General features: G+C 66.5%; 16 protein-coding genes. 10 read left to right on the top strand and 6 right to left on the bottom strand.

The annotated features are described in order from the left end of the window. The first annotated feature begins 6 nt into the window (after window positions 1-6). The gene (locus AC1DSC_RS16560) at window positions 7-837 is read left to right on the top strand and encodes a methyltransferase domain-containing protein (RefSeq protein ID WP_015865828.1); all 831 of its coding nucleotides are present in this window, start codon (window positions 7-9) and stop codon (window positions 835-837) included. Between the two features lie 33 nt (window positions 838-870). Here AC1DSC_RS16560 and AC1DSC_RS16555 read toward each other — a convergent pair whose 3' ends face one another. Both AC1DSC_RS16555 and AC1DSC_RS16550 read right to left on the bottom strand, forming a co-directional pair. Next, window positions 871-1,683 (bottom strand): class I SAM-dependent methyltransferase, encoded by an 813-nt coding sequence (locus tag AC1DSC_RS16555; protein WP_015865829.1) that lies wholly within the window; start codon window positions 1,681-1,683, stop codon window positions 871-873. Window positions 1,684-1,784: 101 nt separating this feature from the next. After that, the gene (locus AC1DSC_RS16550; RefSeq protein ID WP_015865830.1) at window positions 1,785-2,870 is read right to left on the bottom strand and encodes an alpha/beta fold hydrolase; all 1,086 of its coding nucleotides are present in this window, start codon (window positions 2,868-2,870) and stop codon (window positions 1,785-1,787) included. Window positions 2,871-2,996: 126 nt separating this feature from the next. Here AC1DSC_RS16550 and AC1DSC_RS16545 point away from each other — a divergent pair, with 126 nt between their 5' ends. From AC1DSC_RS16545 to AC1DSC_RS16530, 4 genes are all read left to right on the top strand, one after another. After that, window positions 2,997-3,650 carry a glutathione S-transferase family protein gene (locus AC1DSC_RS16545; RefSeq protein ID WP_015865831.1) on the top strand — a complete coding sequence of 218 codons (654 nt, stop codon included), beginning with the start codon at window positions 2,997-2,999 and terminating at the stop codon, window positions 3,648-3,650. A 575-nt stretch (window positions 3,651-4,225) separates the two neighbouring features. Continuing rightward, window positions 4,226-4,828 carry a hypothetical protein gene (locus tag AC1DSC_RS16540; protein WP_015865833.1) on the top strand — a complete coding sequence of 201 codons (603 nt, stop codon included), beginning with the start codon at window positions 4,226-4,228 and terminating at the stop codon, window positions 4,826-4,828. Between the two features lie 129 nt (window positions 4,829-4,957). After that, complete coding sequence (locus AC1DSC_RS16535; RefSeq protein WP_049826197.1) at window positions 4,958-5,467, top strand: GNAT family N-acetyltransferase; 510 nt, start codon at window positions 4,958-4,960, stop codon at window positions 5,465-5,467. 452 nt (window positions 5,468-5,919) lie between these two features. Then, window positions 5,920-6,453: a c-type cytochrome gene (locus tag AC1DSC_RS16530; protein WP_244883582.1), complete on the top strand. Its 534-nt coding sequence runs from the start codon at window positions 5,920-5,922 to the stop codon at window positions 6,451-6,453. Between the two features lie 21 nt (window positions 6,454-6,474). On the opposite strand, the gene AC1DSC_RS16525 is transcribed toward AC1DSC_RS16530, so the two are convergent. Continuing rightward, window positions 6,475-7,401 (bottom strand): LysR family transcriptional regulator, encoded by a 927-nt coding sequence (locus tag AC1DSC_RS16525; RefSeq protein WP_015865837.1) that lies wholly within the window; start codon window positions 7,399-7,401, stop codon window positions 6,475-6,477. A gap of 119 nt (window positions 7,402-7,520) precedes the next feature. Here AC1DSC_RS16525 and AC1DSC_RS16520 point away from each other — a divergent pair, with 119 nt between their 5' ends. Then, window positions 7,521-8,486, top strand: coding sequence for an alpha/beta fold hydrolase (locus AC1DSC_RS16520; RefSeq protein WP_015865838.1), 966 nt, complete (start codon window positions 7,521-7,523; stop codon window positions 8,484-8,486). A gap of 30 nt (window positions 8,487-8,516) precedes the next feature. After that, a complete protein-coding gene (locus AC1DSC_RS16515; protein WP_018904913.1) occupies window positions 8,517-9,308 on the top strand; it encodes an SDR family NAD(P)-dependent oxidoreductase in 792 nt (263 codons plus the stop codon). A 57-nt stretch (window positions 9,309-9,365) separates the two neighbouring features. Here AC1DSC_RS16515 and AC1DSC_RS16510 read toward each other — a convergent pair whose 3' ends face one another. Further along, window positions 9,366-10,115 carry a DUF4303 domain-containing protein gene (locus AC1DSC_RS16510; RefSeq protein ID WP_478079806.1) on the bottom strand — a complete coding sequence of 250 codons (750 nt, stop codon included), beginning with the start codon at window positions 10,113-10,115 and terminating at the stop codon, window positions 9,366-9,368. A gap of 168 nt (window positions 10,116-10,283) precedes the next feature. Between AC1DSC_RS16510 and AC1DSC_RS16505 the strand changes: the two genes are divergently transcribed. Beyond that, window positions 10,284-10,679 (top strand): tautomerase family protein, encoded by a 396-nt coding sequence (locus AC1DSC_RS16505; protein WP_015865841.1) that lies wholly within the window; start codon window positions 10,284-10,286, stop codon window positions 10,677-10,679. A 107-nt stretch (window positions 10,680-10,786) separates the two neighbouring features. Here the strand turns inward: AC1DSC_RS16505 and AC1DSC_RS16500 are convergent, their stop codons facing one another. Continuing rightward, window positions 10,787-11,767: a tripartite tricarboxylate transporter substrate-binding protein gene (locus AC1DSC_RS16500; protein ID WP_015865842.1), complete on the bottom strand. Its 981-nt coding sequence runs from the start codon at window positions 11,765-11,767 to the stop codon at window positions 10,787-10,789. Between the two features lie 205 nt (window positions 11,768-11,972). On the opposite strand from AC1DSC_RS16500, the gene AC1DSC_RS16495 reads away from it, so the two are divergent. Beyond that, entirely contained in the window at window positions 11,973-12,515 is a 543-nt protein-coding gene (locus AC1DSC_RS16495) for a MarR family winged helix-turn-helix transcriptional regulator (RefSeq protein WP_478131826.1), read from the top strand. Window positions 12,516-12,624: 109 nt separating this feature from the next. Continuing rightward, a complete protein-coding gene (yccS, locus tag AC1DSC_RS16490; RefSeq protein ID WP_015865844.1) occupies window positions 12,625-14,787 on the top strand; it encodes a YccS family putative transporter in 2,163 nt (720 codons plus the stop codon). 13 nt (window positions 14,788-14,800) lie between these two features. On the opposite strand, the gene AC1DSC_RS16485 is transcribed toward yccS, so the two are convergent. Further along, complete coding sequence (locus AC1DSC_RS16485) at window positions 14,801-15,703, bottom strand: amidohydrolase family protein (protein WP_478079807.1); 903 nt, start codon at window positions 15,701-15,703, stop codon at window positions 14,801-14,803. Window positions 15,704-15,757 lie beyond the last annotated feature (54 nt).

Here is a 15,757-nt window from a genome sequence, read left to right as displayed (position 1 = left end):
CTTTCTATGCCGAATCGAGTCAACCAAGCCATCCAGGCGCATTACGGCCGCCCGGATGTGGGAAGCGTCATTCTGGCGGCCCTGGAAAAGGCGGGCAAAGACCTGGACCGCCTCACGCCGGAAGACTTGGCACCTGTCGACGAGTTTCATATCCGGGGCCGGGCTGCGACGCTGGAGCTCGCCCGGGCCGCGGGTCTCGATGCGAACAAGCGTGTGCTCGATGTCGGCAGCGGTGTTGGCGGAACTTCGCGCTGCCTTGCAAGGGAGTTCGGTTGCCACGTCACCGGCATTGACCTCACAGACGAATACTGCCGCGCCGCTGCAATGCTCTCTGCCAAGGTCGGCCTGGCGGACCTGGTCGATTATCGCCAGGGTGATGCCACCCACCTGCCGTTTGATGACGGCGTGTTCGACGTCGTCTGGACGGAGCACGTGGCCATGAACATTCCAGACAAACTCCGGCTGTACAAGGAGATGCACCGGGTTCTGAAGCCGGGCGGCACGCTCGCCATCTACGACGTATTGGCCGGCCCTTCCGGACCGGTCCTGTTTCCCGTCCCGTGGGCGCGCACGCCGGATACGAGCTTCCTCGTGCAGCCGGACGAGTTGCGCAGGCTTCTCGAGAACGCTGGATTCACGATTTCCGACTGGATGGACACGACCGAGGCAGCGCGCACGTGGTTTGTGTCCCTGGCCGAGAAGATCCGCAAGGAAGGCTTTCCGCCGCTTGGATTCCATCTGCTCCTCGGGGCCGACTTTCAGGCGATGGCACAAAATCAGGGGCGAAATCTCCAGGAAGGGCGGATAGTTCTTGGACAAGTTGTCGCAAGGAAATAGGCGGCGCCCAACAATGGAGCGCGGCCGCTGCGGCTACGCCGGCGCCGTGCCCTTGACGGCCCACGCGAGCGCGGCATAGGAGCGCGCGCCATCGGCTTCGCCGTCGAGGTAGGCCGCCTCGACCGCCTCGCGCAGCCTGGAGCGCGCATCCGCATCGAGCGTCGCGACGTATTCCGCGCCGGGCCCGTCCTTGCCCTCGAAGGGCGCCCAGTAGTCGGCGAACGAGGCAAACTCCATGCGGATGGCGAGCGTCGTTTCTTCCACGCCCTTGAACCCCGCGTCGCGCCAGGCCCGGGCCAGTTCACCGGGCCGCGTGAGGGGCCGCGTGTAGTTGCGGGCGCGGCGGGCGCCGGCCTCGGGGTCGAGCATGGCGGCGGTGTCGAAGAACATGCGGTTGGAGACCCAGCCGCCGCGCGCGTCCCACACCGCCGCACCGACCACCGCGCCGGGCCGGGCGACGCGGCGCATCTCGGCAATGGCCTTGCCCGGCTCCGGCACGAAGTGCAGCACCAGCAGCGAGAGCACGCGGTCGAAGCTTTGCGCCGGATACGGCAGCGAACAGGCATCGCCCACCTCGAAGACGATGCGCGCATCCTCGTTGTGGCGCCTGGCATGCTCGATGTAGGGCAGCGCGATGTCCACGCCCCGCATTTCGCCGGCGCCGGTGCGGCGGGCCACGGCGAAAGTCAGGTGGCCGGTGCCGCATCCGACGTCGAGGATGCGGTCGCCGTCCGCGGTGGCGACAAAGTCGAGGAAAGGCAGCGCAAGAAGGCGGCTCCAGCGGCCCATCAGCCGTTCATAGCCATCGCCGTCGGTGGCGACGAAGGTCGAGGACGTGGTGCTCATGGCAATCCCTCCGCACGGCCGGGCGCATGCAAGAGTGCCGTGCAGGCCGATGCTATGCCTCGGCCGATGGCTGCGTCAACGCCGGTGGGCCTGCCGGTTTTCTACAGCCCTTGCCTTGGCGCCTTTTGCAGCAGCTCCGCAAGCTGCGCCTTCCACCATGTTGCCTGGCCCGTGGTTCCGTGGCCGGTGGTCCGGTCGCTGGACGGGATCAGGTAGTAGCGGCCATTCTTCACGCGCTTCATTTCGCGTTCCATGATGCCGGTCTCAGGCGGGTTGCGCTCATCATCGGCCGCGTTGATGGCAAGCACGGCCGCCTGGATGCGCTCCAGCCCGGGGGACGGGTTGTAGTCGGCGGACGCCTCCCATTGGTAGAGGATGTCGTTTGCATCCGCAGTGAAGGGCGCACCCAGGCGCGTCTCCAGCAGCTTGTCGGCCTGGGCACGCGTCGGCGCGGCCTTGTACATCGCCAGGTTGCCGCCGCTGGTGGCGGTGGCGAAGAACACGGAGGCCAACTGGGCGCTGCGAGGCTGGGTGGTGTAGTTGCCGTTGTTCCACTCCGGATCCCTGCGGATGGACTCGGTCAGCAGCCGGCGCATCATCCAGTTGCGGCTGGACATCTCGGTGGGCTGGCACGCCATCGGCACCAGCGCGTCCATGGCGTCAGGGTGCTTCACGCCCCACATCCAGGCATGCATGCCCCCCATCGAATTGCCGATGATCGCCCGGAGGTGCTTGACGCCAAGGTGTTCGGTGACGAGCCGGTACTGTGCATCCACCATGTCGTCGTAGTTGTAGCGGGGAAAGTTGGCGCGCAGGCCATCCGAGGGGCGGGCCGACTTGCCGGTTCCCAGGCCATCGGGAATGATGATGTAGTAGCGGGTGGCATCCAGCGGCTGGCCCACGCCGAACAGCTCGCCGGCAAATGCGGGCGTCAGCATGCTTGCCGCCGAGCCGGCGGTTCCATGCAGGACCAGCACCGGCTCGCCGCTGGGCGCGCCAATGGTGACGTAGTTCAGGCGCAGTTCCGGCATGACCTGGCCGGTGTGAAAGCGAAAGTCCTTGGCGATCCAGCTGCCCTCCTTCGGCGCCGGGTAGTCGGCGGCCCGGCTCGACAGGGCGAGCATCGCGAGGCAGGAGTACAAGGCGGCTCGCAAGGCGAAGCGGTTGAAGTGCGGAATGGCAGGCATGCGGTCTCCTGTGGTTTTGAGCACAATTTACCGTGAAAGCCACGTTTGCCGCGCCATGAACTATCTGACCGGCCTTGCTCAAAATGGCGCCGGCGCTTCCTGCCGTACGCCGAAAGGACACTCACCATGACCATCACCATCACCGCCTTCGAACGCTCGCCCGATGGCGGCAAGGGCCTGGCGCGCGACACGCGCGTGCGCTGGGCGCTGGAAGAAGCCGGCCTGCCCTACCAGGTGCGCCTGGTGTCCTTCCGCGCGATGAAGGAGGCCGCGCATCTGGCGCTGAATCCCTTCGGCCAGATCCCCACCTATGAGGAAGGCGAGCTCGCGCTGTTCGAGACCGGCGCCATCGTGATGCACATCGCAGAGCGCCACCCGGGCCTGTTCCCCGCCGATGCCAACGCAAGGGCGCGCGCCATCACGTGGATGTTCGCGGCGCTCAACACGGTCGAGCTTCCCATCCTCGAACTCGTCACGGTCAGGCTGATGGAGGGCGACAAGCCCTGGAAGGCCGAGCGCATGCCCCTCGTGGAAGACCGGGTGCGCGCCCGAATGAACCAGCTGTCCGCGCGCCTCGGCGATGCCGAATGGCTCGACGGCGGCTTCAGCGCGGGCGACCTGCTGATGGTGTCGGTGCTGCTGCGGCTTCGGCCCTCGGGCCTGCTGAACGAGTTTCCCAGCCTGGCCGCCTATGTCGCTCGCGGCGAAGCGCGGCCGGCCTACCAGCGGGCGTTCGCCGCGCAGCTGGCGGTCAACGCTGCGCCTTTGCCGGCGAGCTGACCTGGAAGGCTGCGTCAACTTGTCGCCGCCAGTTCTGATGGTCTTCTCGCTTTCGAAATCACTTGCCACCAGGAACAATTTCCAATGCTGACGCAGACACTGCAAGACGGGCCGCCTAGAGAGCGAATTGCGACAAGTGGCGTGCGCAGCTCTGCGGCCTGCGCGCTCCGTCGAGCACAAGAAGGCATTAGTGCCTTGCGGATTCGAAGGACGGCATGGGCCTGAAGCTCTGGACGTTGCGACCGGCTACGGTCGGCCAGAACCGGCCGTACGGCTCCGAGGCAGAATGCACCCGATCGCAGTCATAGAAGGCGACGCAAGACGCGATGCCGGTTCACGAGGAGCGCTGATGGCAGTCGGAGTAACGGCGAGCCTTGGCAACTACTTCGTGTCGAGCACCGGAGGCGACGTGTTCCAAATACTCGAGGAGGCCCTGGCCGCCTCTGCTGAGGAAAAGCAAGATGCTGTTCTCCAGTAACGTGCTTCAGCCGGCCATATGCAGTCATTCAGCCAATTGCCACCAATTCCGCGAGACCGGTCGTTCGCGGCGCATGCCAATCTAGAAGCCTTCGAAAATGCCTCCATCAACTGAAGCCCTGCAACGACTGAGCGACTTCGCCTCTGGCAAAACCCCGGTGCCTGAGTTCGAGCAACAGCTCTACACCGATCCGGAGATTGAAACATTGCTCTCGGCAGAGAGCGCTCCCCGATTTTGCCAAACGGGGACAACGCTGTTCCACTACCTGATTGGAATCGACCTCAGCGACCCAGGCCACGTGCTCAGCGCAAAGGACGTGTTGGTCTCGTTGCTCCAGAAGCACGGAATGACGACAACGCTGGACGGGGCCGCAACGGCGGAATATGCGCTGCTGCTCGATGCCCAGCCGCGCTGGCTGGACGCGGACGTCAAGTTCCTTGCCTCGTTACTCGCTGCCGCGCCATGTCTACCTTCCAAACAGAGAAAGGCATGGCTGCGCCAGAGAATCTTGGAGCTGTTCAAGTACGCCAAGCAGCCCCCGCGCTGGTTGCAGTCTCCAGCGTGGCCCATCGGAGATGCTGGCCCTTTGGTCTTCTTGGGGCAGTTTCCTGTCGCCGACTACTTTCATGACGAGGCGGCGGTGTATGTTTTTCATGACCCGGCGAAGAACGCGTTCACAACGCTCGTTCAGCACTGCTGAGTTCGCGGCATGAGGACGATCACCAAGACGCCTCCTCACGGCCAACTGAAGGCCTTCGAGAGGCGGGGCTAAATGACAGCGAACTTGGTGGGGAGGAGTAACGTGAAGTTGATGCAAAGAAACACTGAAATGCAGGTAGTCAAAGCGACAGTGGGCTATGCGGCTGAAATCGTCTCCGTGTTGACGGACGCGACGAAATACAAACTTCAGCGCGGCGATTTCGCCTGGGGCAGCCGCGGTCCAAGCGAGCAAGAGGTGCTGGAGCAAATCAACAGAGACGAAATGTACGTCGTCCTGAGCGACTGCGATGTCGTCGGCACCTTCCGCCTCCAGTGGGACGATGAGCACTATTGGGGGAAGCAGCCGCCGGTGGCGGCCTACATGCACGGGCTCGCCGTCAAGGAAAGCGCTCACGGCAAAGCTGTAGGCGCGAACGTTCTGACTTGGACTGTTCAGGAGGCAGCCCGGCAGGGCCGGCAGTATCTTCGGCTGGACTGCGATGAGAAGAACTTCGCCCTTTGCCGCTACTACGAGAGACGAGGATTCATTCAAGTCGGCGAACGGGCTCTACAAAGTGGCTACGTAGCAGCGCTTTACCAGTGCGAGACCGGCCTCAAAAATGAAAGCGCAGCCGCATGAGCGCCTGATGGAACGACCGCTTCGGAGTATTCAGCAGGACCGCAGTGGGCCTGGCCCAGTCTTTCAGTTCTCCAGAAAGCCGCCGGTCGATTCGGCCGCCCACCATCTACCTCGAGAGCCTGACCAAGAGACCGGGTGCGGGATTGGGCAGTACGCCTTCGACGTCCGTGCTCCTAGTGCGCATCGCAGCGCGATGGCCGCCGGTATATTGTTCGCCCGTGAGCTCGAAGCTCGCCATGATGGAGGCCGACTCCGAGCCGCCAGGCTCGAGGACCTCCGGTGCATCGGCTTTTGGGTGGGTGCCGCGGCATCGTCGCGCCAGCGCGTGGTTAGCCACCCATGACAAAACGCCTGGGCAGAAATAGGACAAAGCGCCCATGCGCGGTCCGGAACCGATCGCTACCGTGGTGCCATGCCTGCTTCGGCATGAACGCCAAACCGGGGGCCAGCCAATGAAGAATCGCATGAGTCCACATGCCGCCCTGATGGCTCGCCCGGTTCGCCGCGTCGCGCGCGCCACCGCCGTGTTGACCGTCCTCCTGTCCTCAGCCCTGGCAGGGGCGCAAACAGCCAGCAGCCAGAAGGCAGACAAGGGCGAGATCCAGCGCGGCCGCTACCTGGTGATGGTCGCGGGCTGCAATGATTGCCACACGCCCGGCTACGCCGCAAAGAACGGTGAGGTGGATGAAAAGCTGTGGTTGACGGGCGACGCCCTGGGCTGGTCCGGCCCTTGGGGCACGACGTATCCGGTCAACCTGCGCTTGTTCATGGCCGACATGAGCAAGCAGCAGTGGGTGAAGCATGCTCGCACCATGACACCCCGCCCGCCCATGCCATGGTTCAACGTGCGCCCGATGACGGACGCGGACTTGAAGGCCATCTACGCCTACACCCGCTCGCTGGGCCGCGGTGGCGACCCGGCGCCCGCTTTCGTACCGCCGGGTGCCAACAAGCCTGGCGGCCCGTTGGTGCAGTTCCCCGGATGACCGGTCTGGATCGGCGCAGACTCACTTGCCCACCGCCGTCATCCCGCCTGTCACCAGCGGCGAGTCTTGAAAAGCATCGACCAGGAAGTCGACCATCATCCGCACCTTGGCACTGAGATGTCGACGGCTTGCATAGATTGCCAGGATGTCGACGGGCGGCATGTGATAACCAGGCATGACCTCGACCAATCGACCAGCCCGCACATCCTCGCCAATCACGAAGCTCGGCTGCCAGATGACGCCGGCACCAGCGAGCGCCGCGGCGCGCGCGGTTTCGCCATTGTTGGCGCGCAAGGCCCAGCGCACGCGCACGGATTCCAGTGTTCCGCCGGGGCCGGCAAACTGCCATTCGTCCGAAGTCGCACCGTAGGTGTAGCCCAGGCACGGATGCCGCGAAAGGTCCGCCGGCGTCTCGGGCATGCCATGGGCCGCAAGGTAGCCGGGCGAGGCACAGACCAGGTTCTGCGAGCGGCCCAGGCGGCGCGCGATATGGTTGCCCGAGGTGGTGCGCGAGATGCGGATGGCCAGGTCGTAGCCCTCTTCGACGATGTCGACCACGCGGTCGATGAGCGCGATGTCGAGCTCGACGTCGGGGTACTTCGCCATGAACTTCGGCCACAGCGGCGCCAGCACGAGGCTGCCGAAGCTCAGCGGCGCGTTGATGCGCAGGCGCCCGCGCGGCTGCAATGACGCGGTGGTCGCCAGGGCCTCGGTCTCCGCCACCTCTTCGAGGATCGATTTCGCCCGGTCGAAGAGCGCTTCGCCCCCTTCGGTGAGCGACAGGCGGCGCGATGTGCGGTTCATGAGCCGCGTGCGCAGGTGGGCTTCAAGCTCATTGACGTAGCGCGTCACGTTGGCCGGCGAGGTGTCCAGCGCGTCGGCCGCCTTCGTGAAGCTGCCCCGCGCCACCACGGTGACAAACACCTCGTACGCACGCAATCGGTCCATGGGCCCACTTCCAATCATTCATAAAAGCTGAATGAGTAAACCACTTTTGGGCTCTTTCTGGAAGTGAAGCTGAATCATAAATTCACCTCACCCCAAAACCGACAGAAAGGAAAACCCCCATGACCGACACCGATCTCAGCTCCGCCGCCCCCTCTGCGCCCACCCGCCGCGCCCTGCTTGGCGGCGCCGTCGCCGTGGGCGCCGCCTTGGCCATGGGCCGCGCCGCACATGCGGCACCCGCCGCCGACGCGGTGCCGGGCTTCCGCTCGGGCAGCGCGGAGGTGAACGGCACCCGCATCCACTACCGCATCGGCGGCAGCGGGCCGACCGTCGTGCTGCTGCACGGCTATGCCGAGACCGGGCACATGTGGAACCCGCTGATGCCGCTTCTGGCCAAGACGCACACCGTGGTCGTGCCCGATCTTCGGGGTGCCGGCGATTCCTCGAAGCCCGAGACGGGCTATGGCAAGAAGAACATGGCTGTCGACATCCACGAGCTTGTGCGCTCGCTCGGCATTCGCAGCGTCAGCATCGTCGGCCACGACATCGGCCTGATGGTGGCCTACGCATATGCCGCGCAGTTTCCTTCGGAAACCGACAAGGTGGTGCTCATGGACGCCTTCCTGCCCGGCATCGGCGAATGGCAAAACGTCTGGCTCCTGCGCGACCTGTGGCATTTCCATTTCCACGGTGCGACGCCGCTGGCGCTCGTGAAAGGACGCGAGCGCATCTATTTCGAGCACTTCTGGAACGACTTTGCGGCCGACTCCAAGCACTCGGTGCCCGAAGCCGACCGCCAGTTCTATGCCAGGGCCTATGCACAACCCGGAGGCATGCGTGCAGGGTTTGAATATTTCAAGGCTTTCGAGCAGGATGCAGCCGAGTTCGCCGAACTCGGCAAGACGCCGCTGCCCATGCCGATGCTGGTGCTCTCCGGTGAAAAAGCCGGTGGAACCTTCCTGATCGAGCAGGGAAAGATGGTTGCGACCAACGTGCAGGGCGTCCTCGTCAAAGGCTCCGGGCATTGGTTGATGGAAGAGGCGCCAGAGCAGGTCATTCCGGCATTGATCAATTTCCTGGGCTAGCGGAAAAGCTGCCAAACCTGGAGAACCAAGATGGACTTGCAACTCGATGGAAAGCTCGCCCTGGTGAGCGGAAGCACCGCCGGCATCGGCTTTGCAATTGCGCGCACGCTGGCCCAGGAGGGCGCAAGCGTGATCGTGAACGGCAGATCGCAGCCGGCGGTCGACGAGGCGGTGGACCGCATCCGCTCGGAAACGCAAGGCACGGTGCTCGGTTATGCCGGGGACCTCAGCCGGGCCGACGCTGCCGAGGAAGCCGTGCGTCGCCACCCCGGCATCGGCATCCTCGTGAACAACCTGGGCATCTTCGAGGCCAAGGCCTTCGAAGATATTCCCGATGAAGACTGGCAGCGCTTCTTCGATATCAACGTGCTGAGCGGCGTTCGTCTCGCGCGCCTGGTGCTGCCGGAGATGAAGCGCACAAACTGGGGCCGGATCATCTTCATCTCCAGTGAAAGCGCGGTGCAGATCCCGACCGAGATGATTCACTACGGCATGACGAAGACCGCGCAACTCGCGGTGTCGCGCGGCCTTGCGGAATCGCTCGCCGGCACCCACATCACGGTGAACAGCGTACTTCCGGGCCCGACCAGATCACGCGGCGTCGGCGACTTCGTGGAAGGCATGGCGCGCTCGAGCGACAAGAGCTTCGAGCAGGTCGAGGCAGAGTTCTTCGACCACGTCCGCCCGACCTCGCTGATCAAGCGCTTCGCTTCGCCGCAGGAGGTGGCCTCGCTCGTGGCCTACGTGGCAAGTCCGCTCGCGTCGGCGACCACGGGTGCGGCCCTGCGCGTCGACGGCGGTGTCGTCAAGAGCGCCTTCTGACGAGGGCGCGATCGAAGCTCAACGGCTGGGTGCCTTGAAGGCGATTCCAATCGCAGCTCATTCGCAGAGCTTGATCCAGCGTTCGAGCCGGCCCACCACGCGAGAAGTGTTGAGTCGGCCGATCGAGCCTTCCATATCCTCGTTGCCTTCGATCTGGCATAGCAGCACAACCTCTTCACGCGCGTCGCCGGTGCCGAAGAAGCCTTCACGATCGAGTTGTTCCATGGCGGCAATGCAAGCCTCGAACAGGCCTGCGTACAGGACGTCGAATTCAACCTCGCAAGGCAGGTCGCTGCGGTGGCATGGCAGGATCATGCGGTAGGCGATGTCGAGGAACTCACCGCCCTCCGCGTAGGGCCACTCGGCGGAGCACCAGACCTCGCTTTCATCGTCCATGTCGCCTGGAGCGCCCAAACCGAGATGGCCAGCGGCATGGACGATGGTCATCGCACCGTCATCGCTGCCGAGCGAGAAAAGGCGGATGGTTTCCTCAGGATGGGCCGCGCGGATGGCCTGGAAGGCGCGGCGAGCACCTTCGCGAATCTCTTTGGTGAGCAAGGGGAAGTCGATTCGAGCGGGATCGTGCATGCCCTGGCGCACCCGTTTGTAGCCCTGCGCCTCGATCTCGTGGCCGCGCTGCGCGAGGGCATCCTTTGCGGCTTGGGCACTTGCGAACTCGGCGACCATGGAGTGCCCCATGGTGTTCACCTTGCCGTTCGCGCTCCACAGCGAATTGCCGAACTGGCGCAGTTCGTGAAAGTCCGTGGGCACCTCGTTGTCGAAGCGATAGAACAGTGACCAGGTCATTGGCGGGGAACTCCTTCGGGGGGGGTGTAGTGTCACGACGATACAAGGTACTTCGGCCTGGTCTCCAGCTTGACCGCCCATTCGCGTACCGTCGGCGCGAGCGTGAGGCCTATCATTTCTGCTGATCCCCTGGCGGAATGCGAGCCTTAGATTTTCCAAGGAAATCCTGTGCCTTACCTGCAACTCGACGTCAACGACAGCTATCCCGAGGATTTGAAGCAACAGCTCGCGGCTCGGATGTGCGAGACCTATGCGTCGATGATGAGCGTTGATATTCGGCGAATATCCGTAGCGATCCGGGAATTGGGCGCCGGCGCTATCTGGCGCGTCGCCGAAGCGGGCAAGGCGCCTGTGCCCGTTTCCTTGCTGATGCTGGACATCCGCCGCGGCCGGCCAGCCGAGCTTCGGATGGAGGTAGCCAAAGCCTTGTGCGCGCATTGCATCGAACTGCTGGGCCTGCGCGAGGACCGATTGAACGTCGAGTTCACCCAGCACGATGGCGACGAGATGTACCACCCCGCCCTGGGTGGCTTCAGCCCGGACTGGCGGCCGGGAGAAACCTGAGACCGGCATCCGCTCAAGTGAGCGGCCACCCGTCTCTACTCAAGAACAGCGGATAGAAACCCGCGGCCAGAAAAAGTCCGCGCCAATCGGCAACGCCGACCGCCCCCTCAGGGCTGAAACCCCGAGCGCCGCACCACCGGCTCCCACTGCTGGCGGAAGGCCTTGAGCATCTGCACGGTCTCGGCCTGCGTGCTCACGATGGGCGTGATGTAGGCGGCGTTGGCAGCCTTCTGCAGCGCCGGGTCCTGCATGACTTCGCGGATCCTGGTGGACAGCAGCTGCACCTTGGCCGGCGGCATCGTGGCCGGGGCGAAGAAGGTGTTCCAGCCGTCGGCATCGATCTTCATGCCGGCTTCGCGGAAGGTGGGGATGCCCGGCGCGAAGCTCACGCGCTGCTTGCCCGACACGGCCAGGATGCGGATCTTGCCGGCCACGTGCTGGCCGTAGAGCGAGTCGAGCGTGTCGATGGCAATCGGCAGGCTGCCGCCGCTCAGGTCGGCCGACAGCGGCGCCGAGCCGCCGTAGCCCTTGATCTGCGGCTGCACGCTCAGCGCGTCGCCCACCATCAGGCCGAAGAAGTGCGGCAGGCTGCCGGTGGCCGGCACGCCGAAGACGGCCTCTTCGGGATGCGCCCAGAGCCGGCCGACCAGGAACATCGCGCGGTCGAGCTGGAGCTTGTTGCCCACGGCCAGCGCGAAGTCGTAGCTGCTGACCTGCGACACCGGCACGAAGTCTTTCTCGGCGTCGTAACCCGCGTCCTTGAAGACGAGCGGCGCCACCACCATCACCGCGGGATTGCCGAGCATCAGCACGTTCTGCGACGCGGGCGCGCGCCGGAGCTCCTTGGCCGCGAGCCGGCCGCCTTCGCCGGGTCGGTTCTCCACCGTGACGGCCACGCCCAGCTTGGGGCCCAGCCGCTCGGCGACCAGGCGCGCGATGCGGTCGGTGCTGCCGCCGGCGGTGTAGCCGACCACGAGCGTGAGCGCGCCATCGAGCGCGGGCGCCTGGGCGTGGGCCAGGGGAGCGGCACCGGCGGCGAGCGCCAGGCACCATGCCGTGAGCTTGCGCCGGGAAAGGAATGCGGTCATCGGATCTTCCTGCTTGCAGTGGTGGCGACCGGGCGCGCGCAGGACCTCACGGCGACAATCGCCAGCCCACATTCGTTTCTTCCCGTGTCATTTGTTACATGGTTATACGCACGCAACAAACAGTTGATCTAATCCATCATTTCCGCGCGAGGCGCGCGAACGACACCGCCTTGACGGCCCCGACCTGATGCACGACACGCAAGGCATGCAAGCCTTTCCCGACGCCAGCGCCCTGCGCGCGCCCCGCTCCCTGGACGAGCTGCTGCTGTACCGGCTTTCGCGCGCGGTGCGCACCGCCAGCGGCATGGCCACGCGCCTGGTCGAAGGCGGCTTCGGCATCACGCGGCGCGAGTGGGGAATGATCGGCACGCTCGCGCAGCATGGCGAGATGAGCTCCTCGGCGCTGGCCGCGCACCTGCAGCTGGACCGCGTGCGCACCTCGCGCGGCCTGCGCAGCCTGGTCGAGAAGAAGCTGGTCTCGCGCCGGCAGGACGAGGAGGACCGGCGCGGCGTGCATATCCGGCTGAGCCCCTCGGGCCGGGAGCTCTTCGAGCGGGTGTTCCCGCGCATCGCGGCGCTCAACACCGATCTGCTCGCCGGCATCGCGCCCGCGCAGCTCGACGTGTTCCTGCAGTGCCTGCAGCACCTCGAGCAGCGCGCCGGCGCGCTGAGCGCACAGGGCGTGGTGGTGGAGAAGGCCGACCGGCGCGCGGGCGGCACCCGGCACCGCTGGCCTGAGGCGGGCTGAATCAATCCCGCGGCCGCGGCACGGACCGTCCGGCTGGCACGCATCGTGCGAAACGATGGCAATGGCTTCTCTTTTATCCCTCGATCTTTTCCACCAGCGGCTTCGCTGGATGGCGGGCCGCGCCCAGCCGCTGCGGGTGTTGCTCACGCTCGGCAGCCTGATGGCCATCGGCAGCCTCGGAGGACATGCCGAAGCGATCACGCCGCTTTTCCTCGGTGCCATTGCAAGCGCACTGGCCGAGACCGACGACAGCGCCCGGGGCCGGCTGCGCGCGCAGGCCGTCACGCTGGGGTGCTTCGCGGCGGCGGCCTTCGCGGTGGTGTCGTGGATCGACCACCCCCTGCTCTTCGTCCCCGGGCTGGCGCTGGCCGCGTTCGCGCTGACGATGCTGGGCGCGATCGAGCCCCGCTACAAGGCCGTCGGCTTTGCGACGCTCGCGCTGGCGATCTACGCCATGCTGGGCATCGACGGCGGCGCGGCCGCGCCGGGCGGCACCGGCCGGTTCGGCGAGGCCCTGTGGCTGCTGGCGGGCGCCACCTGGTATGGCGTGTTCTCCGTGGCCTGGTGCACGCTCTTTCCGGCGCAGCCGGTGCAGGCGCAGCTGGCGGGGCTGTTCCGCGTGCTGGGCGACTACGTGTGCTTCAAGGCCTCGCTCTTCGAGCCGCTGCGTGGCATCGACATGGAGCGCAAGCGGCTGTCGCTCGCGCAGCTCAACACGCAGGTGGTGGCCGGGCTCAACGCGGCCAAGGAAGGCATCTTCCGGCGCATCGGCAGCACGCGCGCGCCCACGGGCCGCATCGTGCGCTACCGCGGCCTCTACCTGATTGCGCAGGACGTGCACGAGCGCGCGACCTCCTCGCATGACGACTACAACGCGCTGGCCGATGCCTTCTTCCACAGCGACCTGCTCTACCGCTGCCAGCGCGTGCTGACGCTGCAGGGCGAGGCCTGCCGGCGGCTCGCCGTGTCCGTCGAGCGGCGCGAACCCTTTGCCGCCGATCCCGCCACCGGCCACGCGCTCGCGGAGCTGCACAGCGCCATCGACCACGAGCGCGCGCAGCCATCGCGCGAACCGCGCCGGCAGGCACTGCTCGGGTCCGTCGAGGCCATGGCGTGGAACCTGGCGCAGCTCGAGCGGCAGCTCGCCGGCGCCACCGAGCCCTCGGCCCGCGCCGGGCGCGCCGACATGGGCCTGTTCGACCGCTCGCCGCGTTCAGCGCGCGAGATGGTGGAACGCGTGCGGCGCCAGTTCACGCCGCGCTCGGCGCTGTTCCGCCACGCGCTGCGGCTGGCGGTGGCGCTGGTGGCCGGCTACGGCGTGATGCTGCTGATCCATCCGGTGCGCGGCTACTGGATCCTGCTGACCACGCTGTTCGTCTGCCAGCAGGCCTGGGGCGACACGGTGTCGCGCGTCGGCCAGCGCGTCGCGGGCACGGCGATCGGCGTGGTGGCGGGCTGGGCCCTGCTGGTGCTTTTTCCGCAGCACTGGGCGCAGTCGCTGCTGGCGGTGGCCGCGGGCGTGTTCTTCTTCGCCACGCGCGCGACGCGCTACCTGCTGGCGACCGCCGCCGTCACGGTGCTGGTGCTGATGTGCTTCAACCAGGTGGGCGACAGCGACATGCTGATGCTGCCGCGGCTGATCGACACCGCCATCGGCAGCCTGATTGCCGCGCTCGCGATGCTGCTGGTGCTGCCGCACTGGCAGGCGCGGCGCTTCAGCGACCTGGCGGCGGCGGCGCTGCGCAACCATGCGCACTACCTGCGGCAGATCGCGGACCAGTACCGCTCGGGCGCACGCGACGACCTGGCCTACCGGCTCGCGCGGCGCAACGCCCACAACGCCGATGCGACGCTGTCCACCGCCGTGTTCGAGATGTTCCGCGAACCCGGCTTCGTGCGGCCGCGCGCAGGCACGGCGCTGCGCTTCCTGATCCAGTCGCATGCGCTGCTGAGCTACCTCTCGGCACTCGGCGCGCACCGCGTGGCACTGCCTGCACCGCAGCAGCTGGAAGCGCTGCGCGCGGAGGCCGAGGGTGCCGCGGCGGCGCTGGATGCACTGGCGTCGTACATGGAAGGCGGCCCACCGGAAGCCGGCGCCGAGCCCGCGGATCTTGGGCTGCCGCAAGCACTGCCCCAGGGAAGCGATGCCGGCGACCACGCCGCGCGGCTGTTCCGCACCGAGCTCGCGCTGGTCCGCCAGCAGATCGAGGCGCTGCGCGAACAGGCCGCCCAATGGCTGCAGCCGCAGCCCGAAGGCGCCGCCGGCAACTGAGCGGCCGAAGCGCTCAGCGCAGCTCGAACAGCGCGGCCGCGTTGCCCCAGGCGATGCGTTTCGCCACGTCGGGCGGCAGGTCGCCGAGCCAGGTGCGGTAGCCGCGCATGAGCTCGTCGTAGGCGCTCCAGCGCTGGTTCACCCAGGTGTCGGAGCCGATCATGAAGCGCTCCGGGTACTTGAGGATCAGCGCGCGCCACTCGGGGCACAGCCTGCCGCCTTCGCAGGCCAGGCCCGGCCGGTACGAGAGTTCGCCCATCAGCAGCGGATAGCGTTCCAGCAGCGCCTGCACCCGCTCGATGGGCGCGCCGCCGATGCCCGTGTGGGCCCAGATCAGCCGAAGGTCCCGGCCCTTCGACGGCGCGTTGGCCATCAACAGGTCGACCGCCACGTCGTCGACGTGTGCGAGCACCGCGAGCTTCTGCCGCTCCGCCAGCGCGACCAGCTTCTTGGCCACCGGGCCGTTGGCATTGGCGCTGTCGTACAGGTGGAACTCGCCGATCCCGCGGTAGGGCCCGCTCGCGGTGCCGCGCGCCAGCTCGGCCTGCACCATCTCGTGGATGCTCTCGTCGCGGAACCAGTTGCTGTAGTCCTCGCGGTTGCGGTACAGCCGCACGAAGGGCACCACGGCCACGCCCGCGGCGCGGGTCTCGCGCGCCGCGGCCAGCGTTTGCGTGCCGGCGTTGGGCCTCGAATTGGCAATGATCGCCGTCACGTTGTTGCGCTGCATGCGCGCGAGCGCCTCGGCGGGCGGGTAGGGCCCGGTGTTGCCGTCCCAGGCTTCCTGGTTGTAGTGCAGGTGCGTGTCGAACAGCGGACCGGCATAGGGCGGCGAAGTCTGCGCAGGCTGGGCGCGAGGCGCCGCGGCAAGGCAGGTGGCCAGCACAAGGGCCGTGGCGGACGCGATGGCTTTCATGGGCTTCGTGAAGGATGGGGGCTCGCCTATTCTGACGCCTTGGCCGGGACCGGC

The sequence above is a fragment of the Variovorax sp. 01N425 genome, assembly GCF_056399465.1.
The sequence above is the reverse complement of the archived record's forward strand: the minus strand, read 5'-3'. Positions and strand labels throughout refer to the sequence as shown.

Coding starts and splice junctions, on each gene's coding strand:
- AC1DSC_RS16560 (WP_015865828.1), top strand. CDS start 7: ATGCCGAATCGAGTCAACCAAGCCATCCAGGCGCATTACGGCCGCCCG.
- AC1DSC_RS16555 (WP_015865829.1), bottom strand. CDS start 1,683: ATGAGCACCACGTCCTCGACCTTCGTCGCCACCGACGGCGATGGCTAT.
- AC1DSC_RS16550 (WP_015865830.1), bottom strand. CDS start 2,870: ATGCCTGCCATTCCGCACTTCAACCGCTTCGCCTTGCGAGCCGCCTTG.
- AC1DSC_RS16545 (WP_015865831.1), top strand. CDS start 2,997: ATGACCATCACCATCACCGCCTTCGAACGCTCGCCCGATGGCGGCAAG.
- AC1DSC_RS16540 (WP_015865833.1), top strand. CDS start 4,226: ATGCCTCCATCAACTGAAGCCCTGCAACGACTGAGCGACTTCGCCTCT.
- AC1DSC_RS16535 (WP_049826197.1), top strand. CDS start 4,958: ATGCAGGTAGTCAAAGCGACAGTGGGCTATGCGGCTGAAATCGTCTCC.
- AC1DSC_RS16530 (WP_244883582.1), top strand. CDS start 5,920: ATGAAGAATCGCATGAGTCCACATGCCGCCCTGATGGCTCGCCCGGTT.
- AC1DSC_RS16525 (WP_015865837.1), bottom strand. CDS start 7,401: ATGGACCGATTGCGTGCGTACGAGGTGTTTGTCACCGTGGTGGCGCGG.
- AC1DSC_RS16520 (WP_015865838.1), top strand. CDS start 7,521: ATGACCGACACCGATCTCAGCTCCGCCGCCCCCTCTGCGCCCACCCGC.
- AC1DSC_RS16515 (WP_018904913.1), top strand. CDS start 8,517: ATGGACTTGCAACTCGATGGAAAGCTCGCCCTGGTGAGCGGAAGCACC.
- AC1DSC_RS16510 (WP_478079806.1), bottom strand. CDS start 10,115: ATGACCTGGTCACTGTTCTATCGCTTCGACAACGAGGTGCCCACGGAC.
- AC1DSC_RS16500 (WP_015865842.1), bottom strand. CDS start 11,767: ATGACCGCATTCCTTTCCCGGCGCAAGCTCACGGCATGGTGCCTGGCG.
- AC1DSC_RS16495 (WP_478131826.1), top strand. CDS start 11,973: ATGCAAGCCTTTCCCGACGCCAGCGCCCTGCGCGCGCCCCGCTCCCTG.
- yccS (WP_015865844.1), top strand. CDS start 12,625: ATGGCGGGCCGCGCCCAGCCGCTGCGGGTGTTGCTCACGCTCGGCAGC.
- AC1DSC_RS16485 (WP_478079807.1), bottom strand. CDS start 15,703: ATGAAAGCCATCGCGTCCGCCACGGCCCTTGTGCTGGCCACCTGCCTT.